Genomic DNA, 20,381 nt, shown 5'->3' with positions numbered 1-20,381 from the left:
CCTTGTCAGATGCCCTGGCTGCGCAGCCAGGCCATCAACTGCGGCAACGGGAAGGCCCCGCTCTGACGGGCCACTTCCCGGCCGTTGCGCAACAGAATCAGGCTCGGAATCGAACGAATCCCCAACTGCGCCGACAACTGCTGATTGGCCTCGCTGTCCAGCTTGGCCAGCCGGCACTTGCCTGCCAGCTGCGCAGCCGCCTGCTCGAACACCGGCGCAAACGACTTGCACGGCCCGCACCAGTCCGCCCACACGTCCACCAGCAACGGCAGATCGCCCTTGATCTGACTGGCGTAATCGCCTTGCTTGAGTTCAAACGGTTTGTTCAACAGCACTTCGGACTTGCAGCGGCCGCACTTCGGATGATCGTTGAGGCGCTCGGCGGGGATGCGGTTGAGGCCGTTGCAGGAGGGGCAGGGGATGAGGAGTGGGTCGGTCATGATCAGCTCAATGAATAAAACGGGATCGTACGACTGATCTGGAGCCGTACGGATCGATTATCAAGGTGCAGTCGTTCCCGCTTACGACGAACAACTGATCTCCAGATGCTTGCCCCACTCCGGCGGCCGTTCCGCATAGCTTTCCATTCCAGGCTGTTCCTCGAATGGATTGCTCAACACCGCATGCAGCCGCCGTACCTCGGAGTAGTCACCCTGCTCGGCCGCATCAATCGCCTTCTGCGCCAGATAATTGCGCAGGATGTACAGCGGGTTCACCGCATGCATCCGCGCACGGCGCTGTTCCTGATCGGTCGCGCCGTCGCGTGCGACACGGGCGACATAACGCTCGCCCCAGGCATCGAAACCTTTGATATCGACGAAGTCATCGCGCAGGCGAGCGACGGCCTGTTCGGCTGACTCTTCGCCCAGGCGGCGGAAGAACAGCGTGTAGTCGACGCCGCTGTTCTGCATCAGTTGCAGCAGTTGCTCCAGCAACTGCTGGTCGTCGTCCTCGGCAGTGGTGAAGCCGAAACGGCGGCGCATCAGGTCGAGGTAGTGCGCCTGGAACAGCGGCAGGTACAGGCCGAGCGTTTCGCGCAGGGCTTCGACGCTGATGAACGGCGTCAGGGCCTGGGCCAGGGCGCTGAGGTTCCACTGGCCGACCGGCACCTGATTGCTGAAGGAGTAGCGGCCCTGATCATCGGAGTGGTTGCAGATGAAGTTCGCGTCGAAATCGTCGAGGAAGGCGAACGGGCCGAAGTCGAAGGTAATGCCGAGGATCGACATGTTGTCGGTGTTCATCACCCCGTGGCAAAAACCGTAGGCCTGCCATTTGGCGATCAGTTCGGCGTTGCGCTCGACGATCTCGCGGAACATCGCCAGATACGGTTCCGGCTGTTCCAGGCATTCGGGGTAGTGCATCGCCAGCACGTGCTCGCCGAGCTGCTTCTGCTGTTCGGGACGCTTGGTGTAATAGAAATATTCGAAATGGCCGAAGCGAATGTGGCTCGGCGCCAGGCGCAGCACCATCGCGGCGCGCTCCTGTTTCTCACGCCAGACCGGAGTGTCGGAGCCGATCACGCAGGCGGCGCGTGACGAGGGGATTTTCAGCGCATACAGCGCTTCGGAGGCGAGAAATTCACGAATCGAGGAGCGCAGCACTGCGCGACCATCGCCCATGCGCGAGAACGGCGTCTGCCCGGCGCCCTTCAGATGCAAGTCCCAGTGTTCGCCGGCCGCATTGTAAACCTCGCCCAGCAACAGCCCGCGACCATCGCCCAGTTGCGGCGTGTACCCGCCGAATTGATGCCCGGAATAAACCATCGCCCGTGGCTCGGCATCGGCCCACAACTTGTGGCCGCCGAACAATTCAGCGAATTCCCGGGTGTCAGCCGCCGCCGGTTGCAGATCCAGCAGCGCGAGGGCCGCCGGGCTGGCGACCACCAGTCGCGGATTGTCGATCGGTTCGGGCAGCACATGGGCCGAGAACGCGTCGCCCAGGCGGGCGAAGCGGTTGTCGAAGGTCAGTTCGTCGAGGGCTTTCAAGGGCCGGCTCCAGCAGAATGTCCGAGCATTCTGCTGGGATTAGTCCGGTTAGTCGAGTTTGGCGGGCGGCGGCTCTTGCAGCGGTTTTTGCTCGTCGCTGACCGGGACGATGGTTTTGGTTTCCGGCTCGATCGGCACCATCTTGTATTCCTGGCCGTGCAGGTTCTTCAGGTACACCTCCATCTGCCGGAACGAGATGTTGATGTGCTGCTTCTTGAACTCACGGTTGATGAAGCGGTTGACCTCGTCGAGCACCGGGTTGCGGTCACCGAGGTCGCGCACATGCATGCGCAGTTCATGATCGAGAGTGCTTTCGCCGAAGTTGAGGAAGTACACGTGCGGCTCGGGTTCCTTGAGCACGCGCGGGTTTTCCCGGGCGGCCTTGAGCAGCAGTTCCTTGACCAGATCCAGATCCGAACCGTAATCCACGCCGAGTTTCAGGGTCACCCGGGTGATGGTGTCGGTCAGCGACCAGTTGATCAGTTGCCCGGTGATGAACGTCTTGTTCGGGACAATGATGTCCTTGCGGTCGAAGTCGGTGATGGTCGTGGCGCGGATGCGGATCTTGCTCACCGTGCCCGACAGGTTGCCGATAGTGATGGTGTCGCCGATCCGCACCGGGCGCTCGAACAGGATCATGATGCCGGAGATGAAGTTCGCGAAGATCTCCTGCATGCCGAAACCGAGGCCCACAGAGAGCGCCGCCACCAGCCACTGCAACTTGTCCCAGCTCACGCCGAGGGTCGACAGGGTCGAGACGAAACCGACCCCGGCGATCACGTACGACAGCAGTGTCGTGGTCGCGTAGGCACTGCCCTGGGCCAGATTGAGTTTCGACAGTACGAACACTTCCAGCAGGCCCGGCAAGTTGCGGGCGAGCGCAAAGGTAATGCCGATGATGATCAGCGCGCCGAGCATGTCGCCGATGCTGATCGGCACCATGCTCATGTTGGCGCCGGTGCCGCTGGTGTATTCGTAGAGGGTGATGTTGTCGAGGTACGAGAACACGGTGATCAGGTCGGCCCAGACCCAGTACAGCGCGGCGATGAAGCCGCCGAGCAGGGCCAGACGGATCAGGCGCAAGGACTGTTCGTTGACCTTCTCGATGTCCAGGGTTGGCTCTTCGATCACCGCTTCGCCATCGCCGGCTTCCTTCGCAGCCTGACGTTTGGCCAGGGCGCGCTGGTAAGCCAGGCGGCGGGCCGCGACCGCCAGACCACGGACGAAAGTGGCCTCGATCACCAGCCAGAACATCAGCAGATACAGCGTGTTGATCAAACGGTCGCTGAGCTTCAGCGCGGTGTAGTAGTAGCCGAAGCACACAGCGACGAACAGCGCGATAGGCAGCAGGGTGAACATCACGCCTACGGCCTTGCGGAACAGCGAGGCGTTTTCGTGGGTCGGGCTGCTGATCAGCAGGCGGCTGAGCAGCCATGCCATCAGGGCGTAGCAGGTCAGCACCACCGGCATGCCGATGACATCGTCGGCCAGCGCCGCCGGTTGCAACTCGGCAACCGCCACCACCGCCACCAGTGCCATGACCACCAGTCCGAGGCGACGGACCCAGCCTTGCAGGAATTCGACCTGCGGCTTTTCCCAGCGGAAGTGCAATTCGGCCACGCCGCCCGGCGCGAGGATCCGGTAAGCGGTGTAGAACACCAGCCATGCCTGGGCCATTTGCAGCAGCGCCGCGCCCATGTTGGCGTTCTGCCCGCGGGCGTCGATCTGCAACGCCAGCCCGCACAGGGCCAGGCCCAGCGCCACCGGCATCGCCAGCAAAATATTGATCAGAATCGCCTGCGGCGTGTGCCACTGGCTGTCACGTTTGAAGTGACCGATGTCCTGGTGAACCTTGTTCAGGCGCGAATACAACTGCTTGCGGCGCCACAGCAACGCGCCGATCAGCAGCGCCAGCGGCAGGAACAACAGCGGTCGCTGGGTCAGGCCGTCGGTCAGTTCACTGAAGCTTGAGGCCAGCGGCAAGGTGTCGATCTGACGCTTGAGGCGTTCCGGCACGCCGCGCATCCATTCGGCGTCCAGTGGCTTGTTGCTCGGAATCCAGAACATCTGCTCGTCGAGCGTCGCGCGCAGGCTCTGCGCGGTGCTCAGCAGTTGTTTCTGGTTCAGTTGCAGGGTAATCGACTCGTTGAGCATCGCGCTCAGTTCGCGGTTCAGACGCTCCAGCAGGTCGGCGCGGGTGTTGGCCAGTTCCAGCAGGCTTTTGCGCAGTTGCGGCGTGACTTGCTCCGGCGGCTGGGTGGACAGCAGGTTGTCGACGTAAGCCGTCGGGTTGCTCAGCAGTTCTCGCTGCTGGCTGACTTCGAACTGATACAGACGAATATCGGCGATCTGGTCCGCCAGGTCGCGATCGACCTTGAGGCGTGGCAGGGCCTGTTTCTGTTTATAGAGAATCTTCGACAGCAGCAGGCTGCCCTTGAGCACGTTGATCTGCTCGTCGAGGGCCGAATCGCTCTGGGTCACGCTGTCCAGTTGCTGTTTGGTCTGCAGGTTCTGCTGGGTGACTTCGTTGAGGCGGTCGGTGCTCTTGAGCAGGTAGTCGGAGAGCTTGAGGTTGGCCGCGCTTTCGGTGGCGAGCAGGGTGCTGCTGCCGGACTTCTGCGCCTCGATCGATTGCTGGGTCACGGTCTCTTGAGACAGGGCCAGACGCTTCTGGTTGATCAGGGTTTGCAGTTCCTGGATCTCGCGGTCCAGGCGGTCGGATTTCTCCGAGAGCAGGTCATGCTGACTGTTGCCCAGATCCTGCAACTGGTTGTTGCCGGCCAGTTCCTGCCGACGCAGCGGGATCAGCGCGTTCAGGGCGGCCAGCTCGGCGTTGAGCTGGTCGCGTTGCTCGGCGCTCAGGGGCTTGCCGCCGTCCTTGCCGGTCTTGAGGATGTTGTTGATCTGCTGGATGCGCGTCTGGCTGCTGGAGATCTCGGCCTGGGCGCGCTCGGGGCGGGTCTGGGCGGTGATGATCAGGCTGTTGGCTTCGGCCAGGGCCTTTTGCAGATCGCTTTGCTGGGTCGAGCGCTCGGTGAGCATCTGCTCCAGCTGCTGGATGTTTTCCTTGGGGAAGCGCTGCGCCACCGGCACCACGGCGCTGGCCTTGAGGCGGGTCAGTTCGCGGGTGTTCTCGATGGTTTGCTTCGGTGCCGAGGCCAGTTGCTGCTTGAGATCGATCAGCTTCTGCTCGTAGTCACGCCGGTTATTGAGCTGGTTCAGCGTGTTTTGCAGGACCGTTTGCAGGGTCTTTTTATCGGCGTCGGGCAGTTTGCTGTCGGCGATCTTGTCCAGACTGGCCTGCACGGCTTCGCTGGACGGCGGTTCGGCGGCTTGCAGCGGGCCGACAGTAAGACTCAGGCCCAGCAGGGCCGCGACGAAAAAGGAGCGCAGGGTAGGCATAGAGACCGGTCAAGCAAGTTGGAGTGGACGCAGTTTAGAGGAAGAGCCCGGGGCCTGGGCGACTTCCTTCGGGGAATCTGACGCCCACTTTGCCGATCTTGTTCCCGTCCATGACCGCAACCGTCCAGTGGGTGTTGTTCCATTCCACCTGGTCGCCAACGATCGGTGCACCGCCGACTTTCTGAGCAATGAAGTGGCCCAAGGTCATGTCCGGGTCGATGCCTTCGGCGGGCAGGCCGTACAGGGCGGCAACCGCTTTGAGCTGGGCGTCTCCTTCAAGTACGAAGTCGCCGAAGAAGCGCAGGTCGAGGCCGCGTTGCGGCGCCTGGCTGAACAGTTTTCCGAGGGCCGGAAGGTTGTGTTCATGGCCGATAACACACAGCAAATCATCGACTTCCAGCACCGTACTACCCGACGGATGGAGCAGTTGCTGGCCGCGAAACAGGGCTGCGATACGGGTGCCTTCGGGCATTTTCAGTTCGCGCAGGGGCGAACCGATGCACCATTTTTCCGCGCCGAGCTTGTAGACGAACAGTTCCCACTCGCTGGTGACGTGTACTTCGAGGGCGGCGCGGGAGATTGGTGCCGGCTCCGGCGGTACTGTCACCTTGAGCAGCTTGGCCACCCACGGCAGGCTCGTGCCCTGCACCAGCAGCGACACCAACACGATAAAGAAGGCGAGGTTGAAGTACAGCTGCGCATTCGGCAGCCCGGCCATCAGCGGGAACACCGCCAGAATGATCGGCACCGCGCCACGCAGGCCGACCCAGGAAATGAAGGCTTTTTCGCGGCCATGGAAGGCCTTGAACGGCAGCAGCCCGACCACCACCGACAGCGGCCGTGCGAACAGGATCATCCACAGCGCCAGGCCCAGGGCAGGCAAGGCGATCGGCAGCAGATCGTGCGGAGTGACCAGCAAACCCAGCACCAGAAACATGCCGATCTGCGCCAGCCACGCCATGCCGTCGAGCATGTGCAAGATGCCGTGACGGCTGCGCACCGGGCGGTTGCCGATCACCAGGCCACACAGGTACACGGCGAGGAAGCCGCTGCCGTGCAGGGCGTTGGTCAGGGCGAACACCACCAGACCGCCGGCGATCACCAGAATCGGATACAGGCCGGCGGCCAGATTGATCCGGTTGACCAGTTGCAGCATCAGCCAGCCGCCGCCGAGGCCGATCACGCCACCGATGCCGAACTCGCGGATCAGGTGGGTCAGCAGGCTCCAGTGCAGGCCGGTCTGGCCGCTGGCGAGCATGTCGATCAGGGTCACGGTGAGGAACACTGCCATCGGGTCGTTGCTGCCGGACTCGATTTCCAGACTGGCGGTCACCCGCTCGTTCAGGCCCTTGCCGCCGAGCAGCGAGAACACCGCCGCGGCGTCTGTGGAACCGACGATGGCGCCGATCAGCAGGCCTTGGATCAGATTAAGGTCGAACAGCCACGCGGCGGCCATGCCGGTGAGGCCGGTGGTGATAAGGACGCCGACCGTGGCCAGCGACAAGGCCGGCCACAGGGCCACGCGGAAACTCGACACCCGGGTGCGCAAGCCGCCGTCGAGCAGGATCACTGCCAGTGCGAGGTTGCCGACCAGATAGGCCGTCGGGTAGTTATCGAAAATGATGCCGCCGCCATCGACCCCGGCAGTCATGCCGACTGCAAGGATGATCACCAGAATCGGGATGCCGAGACGGGAGGAAAGGGAGCTGACAAGAATGCTTGCGCCTACCAGCAACGCGCCGATCAAGAACAGGCTGTTGATGGTCGTCGCATTCAAAGGCAGTACTCCAGAAGCGGAAAGACGGGCACAAACTGACCATGCAGTCTGCGTGCCAGCGATTCTAACCTGTTGAAATGTGATGCTGTCAAAAAGGTTTTGTACCAGAGGAGGCGATCGTTCCCACGTCGAGGCGTCGAACCGTCCGCGTGGGAATGCTTCAATGGACAGCTCTGCGTCCGCTTCTGGGACGCGGAGCGTCCCGGGCTGCATTCCCACGCAGAGCGTGGGAACGATCAACGCGGAGGGCGACTGTATTCCCACGCAGACGGTTCGACGTGGGAACGATCGATGCAGAGGCTTAGAGGCTAAACCGCCCAACCATATTGTTCAGATCCAGCGCCAGACGCGACAGTTCGTTACTCGCCGCACTGGTCTGATTCGCGCCGGTCGCCGATTGCACCGACAGATCGCGGATGTTCACCAGGTTGCGATCCACTTCCCGCGCCACTTGCGCCTGTTCTTCGGCGGCGCTGGCGATCACCAGATTGCGCTCGTTGATTTCCACGATGGCGGTGTTGATGGTGTCCAGCGACAGGCCGGCGCCACGGGCGATGTTCAGGGTCGACTCGGCGCGCTCGGTGCTGTTGCGCATCGAATCCACCGCGTGTTCGGTGCCGCTCTGGATGCTGCCGATCATGCGCTCGATTTCACTGGTCGACTGCTGGGTGCGATGCGCCAGGGCCCGCACTTCGTCAGCCACCACGGCAAAACCACGACCGGCCTCACCGGCACGGGCCGCTTCAATCGCAGCGTTGAGTGCCAGCAGGTTGGTCTGGTCGGCCAGGCCGCGAATCACGTCCAGTACCTTGCCGATATCGCGGGATTCGTTGGCCAGATCGCCGATCAGTGTCGCAGTGCTCTGCACGTCGGCGCTCATGCGTTCGATGGCGCTGACGGTTTCCTGCACCAGATCGCGGCCGTCGCCGGCGGAGGTGGTGGCATTCTTCGAAGCTTCGGACGTGCTGACGGCGTTGCGCGCGACTTCTTCAACAGCGCTGGTCATTTCGTTGACCGCAGTGGCGGCCTGCTCGATTTCGTTGTTCTGCTGGGTCAGGCCACGGGCGCTTTCGTCGGTGACGCTGTTGAGCTCTTCGGCGGCGGACGCCAGTTGCGTAGCCGAGCCGGAAATCCGCTGCAGGGTGTCGCGCAGTTTCGACTGCATCTTGGCCATGGCCGCCAGCAGGCGTCCGGCTTCGTCGCTGCCATCCACATGGATCGGCTGGGTCAGGTTGCCTTCGGCGATGGTTTCCGCGGCATCCAGTGCCTTGGCGATCGGCTTGGTGATGCTGACGGTCAGCAGCCAGGCGAACAGCAAGGTCAGGCCGGTGGCAATCACCAGCAGCGTCACCACCAGATTGAACGACATCGAATACTGATCAGTGGCGCCCTGATTGGTCTCGGCGATCTGTTGGGTGTTGATCTCCAGCAAACGCGCGAGGGCGGTATTCACCGCTTCGGAGTTGGCGAGCAAATCGGTGTTGAGCATCTGCCGCAATTCGTCGACCTGATTGTTGCGCGACAGAGTCTTCATGCGGTCTTCGAGTTGACGGTACTGCGCCAGCAATTGCACGTACTGATCGTAAGCCGCGCGTTCTTGCGGGCCTTCGATCAGCGGCTCGTAGGCGCGTTGCGCGTCGGCGATCTGCCGGTTGCGCAAATCGAACAGCTCGATGGTTTTTTGCTGGACGTCCGGCTCACGGTTGATCAGCAACCGATACGACAGCACGCGCAGGCGCAGGGTCAACTGGGTGAATTCGTCCAGGGCCTTGATCGAAGGCACGCTGGCGGTGGCGATGTCTTCGCCTGCTGCGCGGATCTTGCTCATCTGGTTCAGGGCGAATATGCCGAGAATCAGCATCAGGCCGCCGATCAGGGCAAAACCGGTGAACGCCCGGGGGGCGATGTTCATATTGCGAAGGGACATGGAGGCGGATACCAAAGAAGGGCCGCATCCGTGCGGGCTGAGACTGCTGTTGGGTGACTTATCGGTCATACGACTAAAGTCTTGAGTCGGTGTGCGTATTTGTCGCATCCGCACGCAAGCGACGAAGTGCAGGAACCAGATCGGCAGATCACAGTCTCTAAGACTCGCGAGAACGGTCGAGCCGCCAGGAAAATCAAGGCCTTGCGCCGGTTTAATCCTGGCATCCACGACGACTTTTCTTTATCGTACGCGCCCTTTGAAAAACGCTTGGAATATCAAAATGTTGGAAGCATCCCTCAGCCAATTGGAACAGCTCGTCAGCGATCTGGTGCAACAGAACCAGACCCTGTCGGAAACCAACCAGACCCTGTCCACGGAACTGGCCCGGGCCAAGGATGAAAACGAAAGCCTGCAACTGAGCCTGATGGAACAGGAAGAAAAGCACGGCGCCACCGCCGCACGCATCCAGGCCCTGGTTGATCGCGTCAACGCCGGTCCTGTCAGCGCATGAACCACGGCACAGCAGGGGTAAAAGTCATCTCCATCATGGGGGAGGACTATTCGATCAAGGCACCGGCCGGGGAAGAACAGACCCTGCTGGACGCGGCCTTGATGCTCAAGGCCGCACTGGCCGACACCAAGCGCAAATACCCGACCCTGATCGGCGACCGCCTGCTGGTGCTGGCGGCGATGAATCTGTGCTCGCAGCAGATTGAAATGAAGAAGCAGCATCAGGAAGAACTCGAGCGTTACCAAGAGCAAGTCAGCGCCACGGTCGAGACCATCGCCAAGACCATCAATCAGGGTTGATGGGGTTGCGCACAACCAAAGAATAAGATTGTCGATTGAGCTGTATACAATCGGCACGGCTGTTGCAGTGTTTCAGCCTCTTATTCTTTGGGGGTGCTCCATGCAGTTCTGGCGTCGCAGTATTCAATGGCAGCTGATCCTCGGCATGGGCACCGCTCTGCTGGTCAGCATCTTGATCGTGGTTGGCATTTATACCCTGGTGGTCAACCGCCTCGCCCAGAGCTATCTGGTCGAACAGGCGTTGCCGTCGAGCATCGAAGCGACGCGCAACGACATCGAACGTATCCTCGTTCAGCCCCTCACCGCCGCCAAAGACATCGCCAGCAACACCATGGTCCGCGACTGGCTGGCCAATGGTGAAGACTCCGGCAAAACGGCCGGCTTCGCGCAGTATCTGGAAGGTATCCGCGCCGAACACAAGGCTTTCACGGCGCTGATCATTGGCACCGAATCCAATCACTACATCACCGAAAAAGGCCTGGATCGCACCCTCAGTCGCGACAAACCGGCCGATGCGTGGTTCTACTCGTTTCTCGACAGCAACCAGCCTCGAACTCTCAACATCGACAACGACGGAGCTACCGGAGAGCTGGCGCTGTTCATCGACTTGAAGGTGGAGCAGGCCGGCAAAGTGGTCGGCGTTGCGGGGCTCGGACTGAGCATGAAAGAGCTGTCCGAGCTGATCCACAACTTCAGTTTCGGCGAACGCGGCAAGGTCTATCTCGTGCGTTCCGACGGTTTGATTCAGGTTCATCCCGAGGCACAGTTCAGCGGCAAACGCACCCTCACGGAGCAGATCGGCGCCAATGCGGCGCAAGCGGTCATGGGCCACAAAGTAGCGACCAACAGCAGCTTCCAGCGCGATGGCGAAGACTTCCTCGCCTTCAGCCTGCCTTTGCGCGACCTCGGCTGGACCCTGGTGGCCGAAGTGCCACAGTCGCAGATCTACGCCGAAGCCCGCCGGGCGATGTGGATGAGCAGCGGTATCGGTCTGGCCGTGGCGGTTGTTTGTCTGGCGCTGGTGATCTGGCTGGCCCAGGGATTGGTGCGACCGATTCGTCAGGTAACAGCGGCACTGGTAGCAATCGGTAGCGGTGGTGGAGATTTGACTCACCGGTTAGATTCCAGCCGCGCCGATGAACTGGGCGACCTCGCTCGGGGCTTCAACCGTTTCCTCGACAGCCAGCGCGGGATGATCGGCGAAGTGCTGACCACCAGCGAGCGTCTGCGCGTTGCCGTCGGCCAGGTGGCCAGGGTTGTGGATAACACCGCCGAACGCTCGGGTCGCCAGCAGGAAATGACCGATATGGTCGCCACCGCCGTCCACGAAATGGGCCTGACCGTGCAGGAGATTGCCCAGAACGCCGGTAACGCGGCGCTCGCCTCGCAAACCGCCCGCGATGAAGCGATGCAGGCGCGGGAAGTGGTCGGCGGGTCGATTCGCCATATAGAAAGCATGTCCGATGAAATCGGCGTTGCTGCCGGCGCGGTAGGTGAACTGGCGCATCAGGTGGCGTCGATCGATCAGGTGCTGGCGGTGATTCGCGGGGTGTCCGAGCAGACCAATCTGTTGGCGTTGAACGCGGCGATCGAGGCGGCGCGGGCCGGCGATATGGGGCGTGGTTTTGCGGTGGTGGCTGATGAAGTGCGGACGCTGGCGCGCCGCACTCAGGCGTCTACCGACGAGATTCAGCAGATGATCGGCAGCCTCAAGCAGGGGGCGGAGAACGCAGTTTCATCGATGCGCACCGGCCAGGCCGCGACGGGCACCGGCGTTGAATCGAGTCAGCGTACCGGGGCTTCACTGACCGCGATTACCGGGCAGGTCGAGCGCATCAGCGACATGAACCATCAAGTCGCGACGGCGACAGAGGAGCAGTCGGCGGTGACCGAAGAGATCAACCGCAATGTGCAGGGGATTTCCGATCTGGCGCGGGCCACGGCGGGGGAGGTTCGCGCTTGTCGTGAGGATTGTCAGATGTTGCAGCGGCTGGCGGATGATCTGGCGCGGCAGATGGGTGGGTTCAAGCTGAGCTGACTGATCGTTCCCTGTCGAGGCACTGATCGTTCCCACGCTCCGCGTGGGAATGCAGCCCGGGACGCTCCGCGTTCCCTCAAGATCGTGACGCAGAGCGTCACAGTAGGCATTCCCACGCAGACGGTTCGACGCCTCGACGTGGGAACGATCATGGTTAAGGGTTAGAACCACGCATCCTGCATTGCCAGGCACGTGTCATCCCGCGCCTCCAGCAACGTCAGCTCATGCTGACACCCCGGCACTTCCCACGTCAGGAAATACCGCGCCGCCTGCAACTTGCCGTTATAGAAGTCGGCATCCGCCGCATCCCCCTTGGCCAACCCTTCCTCGGCGCGAATCGCCTGTTCCAGCCAGCGCCAGCCGATCACTGCATGCCCGAACACTTTCAGGTACAGCGCCGAATTCGCCAGGCTGCTGTTGACCTTGCCCTGGGCCAGGTCAGTCAGCAGGCCAATGGTCACGCTCTGCAAGCGCGCGACCAGTTTCTCCAGCGGTTCGCGCAGTGCGGTCAACGATTCATACGCCACCGCGCGTTCGGCGGTGTCGGCGATCAGGCGCATCAGGTGCTTGAGCCCGGCGCCACCGTTCTGCGCCAGTTTGCGTCCCAGCAAGTCCAGCGACTGAATGCCGTGGGTGCCTTCGTGGATCGGGTTCAGACGGTTGTCGCGGTAGTACTGCTCCACCGGGTATTCGCGGGTGTAACCGTGGCCGCCGAGAATCTGGATCGCCAGTTCGTTGGCTTTCAGGCAGAACTCCGATGGCCAGGATTTGACGATCGGCGTCAGCAAATCCAACAGCTCGTGAGCCTGTTTGCGCTCGGCTTCGGTTTCCAGCGTGGTGGTGTCATCGAACAGTCGCGCCGCATACAGGCCGAGATCGAACGCACCTTCGACGTAGGATTTTTGCGTCAGCAGCATGCGTCTGACGTCCGCGTGCTGAATGATCGCCACCGGCGCCGTCGTCGGGTCCTTGCTGTCCGGTACCCGGCCTTGCGGACGTTCGCGAGCGTATTCCAGCGAGTACAGATAACCGGCATAACCGAGCATCACCGCGCCCATGCCGACGCCGATCCGCGCCTCGTTCATCATCTGGAACATGTAGCTCAAACCGTGATGCGGCTTGCCCACCAGATAGCCGACGCATTCGCCGTTATCGCCGAAGTTCAGCGCAGTCGAGGTCGTTCCGCGCCAACCCATCTTGTGAAACAGCCCGGCCAGCAGCACGTCGTTGCGCTTGCCGAGGCTGCCGTCATCGTTGACCAGGAATTTGGGCACGATAAACAGCGAAATCCCCTTCACCCCGGCCGGCGCATCCGGCAGCTTGGCCAGCACCATGTGCACGATGTTTTCCGAGAGCGGGTGATCGCCGCCGGAAATGAAGATCTTGTTGCCCTTGAGTCGATAAGTGCCGTCGGACGCCGGCTCGGCACGGGTACGAATATCCGACAGCGACGAGCCTGCATGGGGTTCGGTCAGGGCCATGGTGCCGAAGAAGCGGCCGTCGATCATCGGTTGCAGAAAGCGCTGCTTTTGCTCTTCGGTGCCGAAACTTTCGATCAGGTTGGCCGCGCCCATGGTCAGGAACGGATAGGAGGTCGAAGCGGCGTTGGCCGACTGAAAGTGAGCGAAGCAGGCCTGGGACAACAATGTAGGCAGTTGCATGCCGCCGGCGTCGAAACTGCGCGCGGCGTTGAGGAATCCGGCTTCGAGGAAGGCATCCACCGCCGGTTTCACCTCCGGAATCAAAATCGCCTGACCGTTCTCGTAGCGCGGCTCGTTCTCATCGCCCTTGCGGTTGTGCGGTGCGAAGTACTTCTCGGCGATGTTGCGCGCCGTGCCGATGGCGGCATCGAAGGTTTCGCGGTTGTGCTCGGCAAACCGCTCACGCCGGGTCAGGCCCTCGGCATCGAGGACTTCGTACAGCTCGAAAGCCAGATTGCGGGAACTGAGCAGCGTCTCGGACATGGCGGCCTACCTTTTTTTGGAATGGGCCGAGTCTAGGCGTGCGAATAAAGTCTGAACAGGAAGATTGATGACGGTGATGGAGAGGCCAAAAAAATGGGCGCCGGTGAGGGCGCCCATTTCTATATTGGTGTGCGATCGTTCCCACGCTCTGCGTGGGAATGCAGCCCGGGACGCTCCGCGTCCCATCGGTGCCAGACTTGAAATTGGCAGCGCGGCTGGAACGCGGAGCGTCCCTTGAGGCATTCCCACGCGGAGCGTGGGAACGATCGCGCGAGGATTAGCCGATGGTCATCAGGCTGGCGTTACCACCCGCTGCCGCGGTATTGACGCTCAGCGCACGCTCGATCACCAGACGCTCCAGCGCAATGTTGGTCTCGCCCTGGGACAGGCCCTGAACCCCGACGATGGCGCCGGCACGCTTGGCGATCTGCTGGCAGACCGCCCGCAACTGGTCGGAGTGGCCGTGATGCAGAACCGCATCGAACACCACATCGTCCTTGTTCCAGTCGGAAACCAGTTTGATCCGCGCCTGAATCTCCTTCGGCAGGCGTGCGAACAATGCCTTGCTGGTGTCGGATTCCGGCCAGACCGCCGAACCACCCACCGCCAGTACCGCCGCGAGTTGAGTCAGCAGATCACCTTCGATGTCCGCCAGGCACAGCACGTGTTCGCGCGGCAGGATCGCGTAGCTGTTCTTTTCGCCGGTCGGGCCGGCCAGTACGCGGGTGATACCGCTTTGCGACTGCGCTGCGTACTGCACGCACAGGGTGCTCAGGTCGGCGAACTTGTTGCTGTCGGCCCAGGCTTTCAGGGCAGTCAGCGGTTTGCTCATGGCGTCACGCAGACGAACGTCCGGCGCCACGGCAGCATCACCGCGAGCGAAGGATTGTTCGATGGCGTCGGTAGGACGCGTCGACAGCAGACGGTACAGGTACAGCGGGCCACCGGCTTTCGGGCCGGTACCCGACAAGCCTTCGCCACCGAACGGCTGGACGCCGACCACGGCGCCCACAATGTTGCGGTTGACGTAGACGTTACCGGCGTTGACGTTGTCGATCACCTTGGCGATGGTCTCGTCGATGCGGGTATGCACGCCGAGGGTCAGGCCGTAGCCGGAGGCGTTGATCTGGGCGATCAACTGGTCGATCTCTTTACGCTTGTAGCGCACCACGTGCAGCACCGGGCCGAAGATCTCGCGCTGCAGCTCGTCGAAGCTTTCCAGCTCGATCAGGGTCGGCATGACGAAGGTGCCGCGTTTGACTTCCTCGGCATCGGCGATGGCCACCTGGTACACGTTGCGACCTTTGTCGCGCATGCTCTGGATGTGCTTCTCGATGCCAGCCTTGGCTTCGGCGTCGATCACCGGGCCGATGTCCACGGACAGACGCTCCGGGTTGCCGAGACGGCTTTCAGCCATCGCACCTTTGAGCATTTCGATGACGCGATCTGCGGAATCTTCCTGCAAGCACAGGACGCGCAGGGCCGAGCAACGCTGACCGGCGCTGTCGAAGGCCGACGACACCACATCGATCACTACTTGTTCGGTAAGAGCCGAAGAGTCGACGATCATCGCGTTCTGGCCGCCGGTTTCGGCGATCAGCGGGATCGGACGGCCCTGGTTGTCGAGGCGGCCGGCAATGTTGCGTTGCAGCAGGCGCGCGACTTCGGTGGAACCGGTGAACATCACGCCCTTGACGCGCTCGTCACCCACCAGACCGGCGCCGACGGTTTCACCGCGACCCGGCAGCAGTTGCAGCACGCCTTCCGGAATCCCGGCTTCGAGCAGCAGACGCACGGCTTGTGCGGCGACCAGTGGAGTCTGTTCGGCCGGTTTGGCCAGCACCGGGTTACCGGCAGCCAGTGCGGCAGCAACCTGACCGCTGAAGATCGCCAGCGGGAAGTTCCACGGGCTGATGCAGACCACCGGGCCCAGTGGGCGGTGGGCGTCGTTGCTGAAATCGTTGCGTGCCTGCACCGCGTAATAACGCAGGAAGTCGACGGCTTCGCGGACCTCGGCGATGGCGTTGGCGAAGGTCTTGCCGGCTTCGCGGGCCAGCAGGCCCATCAGCGGCTGGATCTCGCCTTCCATCAGGTCAGCGGCACGTTCCAGAATCGCGGCGCGTTCGGCCGGCGGGGTCGCCTGCCAGATCGGTGCGGCGTTCAGGGCGCATTGAATGGCGTTGTCGACGTCTTCGACCGTGGCTTCCTGCACATGGCCGACCACGTCACGCAGATCGGACGGGTTCAGGACGGGAACCGGCGCTTCGTTGCTGGAGGCGCAACCGAGCATCGGCGCGGCTTTCCAGTCGTTGTGCGCGGTCGCCAGCAGGGCGCAGGACAGCGATGCCAGACGATGTTCGTTGGCCATGTCGATGCCGCTGGAATTGGCGCGCTCGGAACCATACAGGTCACGCGGCAGCGGAATGCGCGGGTGCGGCAGGCCGAAACCACCCTCCACGGTTGCCATCTGCTCGATCTGCGCAACCGGGTCGGCCACCAGTTCCTGAATCGAAATCGACTGGTCGGCGATGCGGTTGACGAACGAGGTGTTGGCGCCGTTTTCCAGCAGACGACGTACGAGGTACGCCAGCAGGGTTTCGTGGGTACCGACCGGAGCGTACACACGGCACGGACGGTTCAGCTTGCCTTCGGCAACTTTGCCTACAACCTGCTCGTACAAAGGTTCGCCCATGCCGTGCAGGCACTGGAATTCGTACTGGCCCGGGTAATAGTTCTGACCGGCAATGTGATAAATCGCCGACAGCGTGTGGGCGTTGTGCGTGGCGAACTGCGGGTAGATGACTTCCGGTACCGACAGCAGTTTGCGGGCGCAGGCGATGTAGGAAACGTCGGTGTACACCTTGCGGGTGTAGACCGGATAGCCTTCCAGGCCTTCGACCTGGGCGCGCTTGATTTCGCTGTCCCAGTACGCGCCTTTCACCAGACGGATCATCAGACGATGACGGCTGCGGCGAGCCAGGTCGATCACGTAGTCGATCACATACGGGCAGCGTTTCTGATAGGCCTGGATCACGAAACCGATGCCGTTCCAGCCAGTCAGTTGCGGCTCGAAGCACAGGCGCTCAAGCAGATCCAGCGACAGCTCCAGGCGGTCGGCTTCTTCGGCGTCGATGTTCAGGCCGATGTCGTATTGCTTGGCCAGCAGGGTCAGCGACAGCAGGCGCGGATACAGCTCGTCCATCACGCGCTCGTACTGGGCGCGGCTGTAACGCGGGTGCAGGGCCGACAGTTTGATCGAGATGCCCGGACCTTCATAAATCCCACGGCCGTGGGACGCTTTGCCGATCGAGTGAATGGCTTGTTCGTACGAGGCCAGGTACTTCTGGGCGTCGTGTTCGGTCAGCGCCGCTTCACCGAGCATGTCGTAGGAATAACGGAAACCCTTGGCTTCGAACTTGCTCGCGTTGGCCAGGGCTTCGGCGATGGTTTCGCCAGTGACGAACTGCTCGCCCATCAGGCGCATGGCCATGTCGACGCCCTTGCGGATCATCGGCTCGCCGCTCTTGCCGATGATGCGGCTCAGGGACGAAGTCAGGCCGGCTTCGTTGTGGGTGGAGACCAGTTTGCCGGTCAGCAGCAGGCCCCAGGTCGCCGCGTTGACGAACAGCGACGGGCTGTTGCCCAGGTGCGGCTGCCAGTTGCCGGTGCTGATCTTGTCGCGGATCAGCGCATCGCGAGTGCCCTTGTCCGGGATACGCAGCAGCGCTTCTGCCAGGCACATCAGCGCCACGCCTTCCTGGGACGACAGGGAAAATTCCTGCAGCAGGCCCTGAACAATGCCTGCACGACCACCCGCACTCTTCTGGTTACGCAGTTTTTCCGCAATGGTTGCAGCGAGTTTGTTGGTGGCTTCGGCCATCGATGCCGGCAGGCGAGCCTGCTCGATCAGCATCGGCACCACTTCCGGCTCGGGGCGACGGTAAGCGGCGGTGATCGAGGCGCGCAGCACCGATTGCGGCAGGATGCTTTCGGCGAATTCGAGGAAGCATTGGTGAGCGTGATCGGTGTGGACTTCGCCCGCGTCGTCGGCGTCCTTGGCGGTCAAACCGTTCAGCTCGGTCAGGGTTGCACCACCCTCGAGTTTTTCCAGGTAATTGAAAATTGCCTGCTTGATCAGCCAGTGCGGTGTGCGATCAATCGAGGTTGCGGCAGCCTTCAGGCGCTCGCGGGTCGGGTCGTCAAGTTTGACCCCAAGGGTGGTGGTAGCCATATTTTTATCCTCATAGGTGCCGCAGTTGCGCGACAACAGCTGGCGGCAAGATTAGCCGCGAGCCGAAAGAGGTGCAACCGGGTGCAACCCTTTTTTGTCGGAATATTCTGCAACTCGTCAGGAAATAATTTCTGGTACGAAAGTGCTGCTCCTGCTTGGTGCTTTTGCTTCTAGAAAAGCGCTGCGACTGCGTTAAAAGGGAGCAAAAAGCGACTTCCGCAGGATAAATCCGACTGGGTGCAACTTAATCTCCAGAAACTGGTTGCACCTGTTTTGCTTTGTTGCATAGGATTCGCGCCCAAGGTGCAACCGGGGAAACCCTGCGCACCGGCCAATGGCTTTCCTGGGGAAACATTGGTCATAAATGCGTGGCCGTGCGAATCGTCTGTCAGACGTCAGTCTGCAAACGGTGCAACCGCCGCCGCTACATAAAAACAAAGCCAGGGCACGTACGTAATGAGCGCAAGCAACCCAACCCTGATCACGTTCGTGATCTACATCGCAGCAATGGTGCTGATCGGCTTCATGGCCTATCGCTCCACCAACAACCTTTCCGATTACATTCTGGGCGGCCGCAGCCTGGGCAGCGTGGTGACGGCATTGTCCGCCGGCGCTTCCGACATGAGCGGCTGGTTGCTGATGGGCCTGCCGGGCGCCATCTACATGTCCGGCCTGTCCGAAAGCTGGATCGCCATCGGCCTGATCGTCGGTGCCTACCTGAACTGGCTGTTCGTCGCCGGTCGTCTGCGTGTTCAAACCGAACACAACGGCGATGCGCTGACCCTGCCGGACTATTTCTCCAGCCGTTTCGAAGACAAGAGCGGTCTGCTGCGGATCATTTCCGCAGTCGTGATTCTGGTGTTCTTCACCATCTACTGCGCTTCCGGCATCGTGGCCGGCGCCCGCCTGTTCGAAAGCACCTTCGGCATGTCCTACGAGACGGCGCTGTGGGCCGGTGCTGCGGCGACAATTGCCTACACCTTCGTCGGCGGTTTCCTCGCGGTCAGCTGGACCGACACCGTGCAAGCCACCCTGATGATCTTCGCGCTGCTGCTGACCCCGATCATCGTGCTGCTGGCTACCGGTGGCGTGGATACCACGTTCCTGGCCATCGAGGCGCAGGACCCGAGCAACTTCGACATGCTCAAGGGCACCACTTTCATCGGCATCATCTCGCTGATGGGTTGGGGTCTGGGCTACTTCGGCCAGCCGCACATCCTGGCGCGCTTCATGGCCGCTGATTCGGTGAAATCCATCGCCAACGCCCGTCGCATCTCCATGACCTGGATGATCCTGTGCCTGGGCGGCACCGTGGCCGTGGGCTTCTTCGGTATCGCTTACTTCTCGGCGCACCCGGAAGTGGCGGGTCCAGTGACCGAAAACCACGAGCGCGTATTCATCGAACTGGCGAAAATCCTGTTCAACCCGTGGGTTGCGGGCGTGCTGTTGTCGGCGATTCTCGCGGCAGTGATGAGCACCCTGAGCTGCCAGTTGCTGGTGTGTTCCAGCGCCTTGACCGAAGACTTCTACAAGGCTTTCCTGCGCAAGAGCGCTTCCCAGGTTGAACTGGTGTGGGTCGGTCGTGCAATGGTGCTGCTGGTCGCCCTGGTCGCCATCGCTCTGGCCGCCAATCCGGAAAACCGCGTACTGGGTCTGGTGTCCTACGCCTGGGCCGGTTTCGGTGCAGCCTTCGGCCCGGTAGTGCTGATCTCGGTGATCTGGAAAAAAATGACCCGAAACGGCGCACTGGCCGGCATTCTGGTCGGCGCGATCACCGTAATCGTGTGGAAGCATTTCGAACTGTTGGGTCTGTACGAAATCATCCCGGGCTTCATCTTCGCCAGCCTGGCAATCTACCTGGTCAGCCTGATGGGCCAGCCGAGTGTTGGCATGGTTCAGCGCTTTGAAGCGGCCGAGAAGGATTTCCATCTGAACAAGTGATGGGAATGAGCTGAGGCTCACAAAAGAACGGCCCGTTTCCTGCCAGGAAACGGGCCGTTTTTTATTGTCTGCAAGTTCTTTGAAAACACCGAGAACCCTGTGGGAGCGAGCTTGCTCGCGAAGGCGTCCTGTCATTCAAATCTGTTTTTCTGACACACCGCATTCGCGAGCAAGCTCGCTCCCACAGGGATTGGTGATGTTGTTGAGGGAAATGTCTGTAGTTGAAAGCGCCAATTTTTGAAGGGGAAAGTGAAGTTTCAAGTAGGGAAAATCTGATTTTCCGGTCACCCAACCTGCACTCCTTGC

Annotated in this window: 11 protein-coding genes and 1 pseudogene; 5 read left to right on the top strand and 7 right to left on the bottom strand. The window is 61.5% G+C overall.

Annotated features, from left to right (window positions below; genetic code table 11):
* Positions 1–5 precede the first annotated feature (5 nt).
* The 5 genes from trxC to AC1MDC_RS07455 form a co-directional block, all read right to left on the bottom strand.
* A complete protein-coding gene (trxC, locus tag AC1MDC_RS07475) occupies positions 6–440 on the bottom strand; it encodes a thioredoxin TrxC (protein WP_011332109.1) in 435 nt (144 codons plus the stop codon).
* A gap of 81 nt (positions 441–521) precedes the next feature.
* Positions 522–1,985, bottom strand: coding sequence for a protein adenylyltransferase SelO (gene selO / locus AC1MDC_RS07470; RefSeq protein WP_480392774.1), 1,464 nt, complete (start codon positions 1,983–1,985; stop codon positions 522–524).
* A 48-nt stretch (positions 1,986–2,033) separates the two neighbouring features.
* Positions 2,034–5,387: a mechanosensitive channel MscK gene (gene mscK / locus AC1MDC_RS07465; RefSeq protein ID WP_085701082.1), complete on the bottom strand. Its 3,354-nt coding sequence runs from the start codon at positions 5,385–5,387 to the stop codon at positions 2,034–2,036.
* Between the two features lie 34 nt (positions 5,388–5,421).
* Entirely contained in the window at positions 5,422–7,164 is a 1,743-nt protein-coding gene (locus AC1MDC_RS07460; protein WP_085701081.1) for a potassium/proton antiporter, read from the bottom strand.
* A gap of 301 nt (positions 7,165–7,465) precedes the next feature.
* The gene (locus AC1MDC_RS07455; protein WP_227234207.1) at positions 7,466–9,091 is read right to left on the bottom strand and encodes a methyl-accepting chemotaxis protein; all 1,626 of its coding nucleotides are present in this window, start codon (positions 9,089–9,091) and stop codon (positions 7,466–7,468) included.
* Between the two features lie 280 nt (positions 9,092–9,371).
* Here AC1MDC_RS07455 and AC1MDC_RS07450 point away from each other — a divergent pair, with 280 nt between their 5' ends.
* The 4 genes and pseudogenes from AC1MDC_RS07450 (at position 9,372) to AC1MDC_RS07435 (ending at position 11,939) form a co-directional block, all read left to right on the top strand.
* The gene (locus AC1MDC_RS07450) at positions 9,372–9,602 is read left to right on the top strand and encodes a hypothetical protein (protein ID WP_085685455.1); all 231 of its coding nucleotides are present in this window, start codon (positions 9,372–9,374) and stop codon (positions 9,600–9,602) included.
* A complete protein-coding gene (locus AC1MDC_RS07445; protein WP_007952314.1) occupies positions 9,599–9,901 on the top strand; it encodes a cell division protein ZapA in 303 nt (100 codons plus the stop codon). Before AC1MDC_RS07450 ends, AC1MDC_RS07445 begins: the two co-directional genes overlap by 4 nt.
* A 100-nt stretch (positions 9,902–10,001) precedes the next feature.
* A pseudogene (locus AC1MDC_RS07440) lies at positions 10,002–11,072 on the top strand (HAMP domain-containing protein); the annotation flags it as partial.
* Positions 11,073–11,093: 21 nt separating this feature from the next.
* Positions 11,094–11,939: a methyl-accepting chemotaxis protein gene (locus AC1MDC_RS07435; RefSeq protein WP_427115172.1), complete on the top strand. Its 846-nt coding sequence runs from the start codon at positions 11,094–11,096 to the stop codon at positions 11,937–11,939.
* 161 nt (positions 11,940–12,100) lie between these two features.
* Here AC1MDC_RS07435 and AC1MDC_RS07430 read toward each other — a convergent pair whose 3' ends face one another.
* Positions 12,101–13,903, bottom strand: coding sequence for an acyl-CoA dehydrogenase (locus tag AC1MDC_RS07430; protein WP_480392773.1), 1,803 nt, complete (start codon positions 13,901–13,903; stop codon positions 12,101–12,103).
* A 277-nt stretch (positions 13,904–14,180) separates the two neighbouring features.
* Entirely contained in the window at positions 14,181–18,134 is a 3,954-nt protein-coding gene (gene putA / locus AC1MDC_RS07425; protein ID WP_480392772.1) for a trifunctional transcriptional regulator/proline dehydrogenase/L-glutamate gamma-semialdehyde dehydrogenase, read from the bottom strand.
* 456 nt (positions 18,135–18,590) lie between these two features.
* On the opposite strand from putA, the gene putP reads away from it, so the two are divergent.
* Entirely contained in the window at positions 18,591–20,075 is a 1,485-nt protein-coding gene (gene putP, locus AC1MDC_RS07420) for a sodium/proline symporter PutP (protein ID WP_085701076.1), read from the top strand.
* Positions 20,076–20,381 lie beyond the last annotated feature (306 nt).

This window comes from Pseudomonas sp. 1, assembly GCF_056626735.1.
This window is presented reverse-complemented; position numbering and strand designations above follow the sequence as displayed.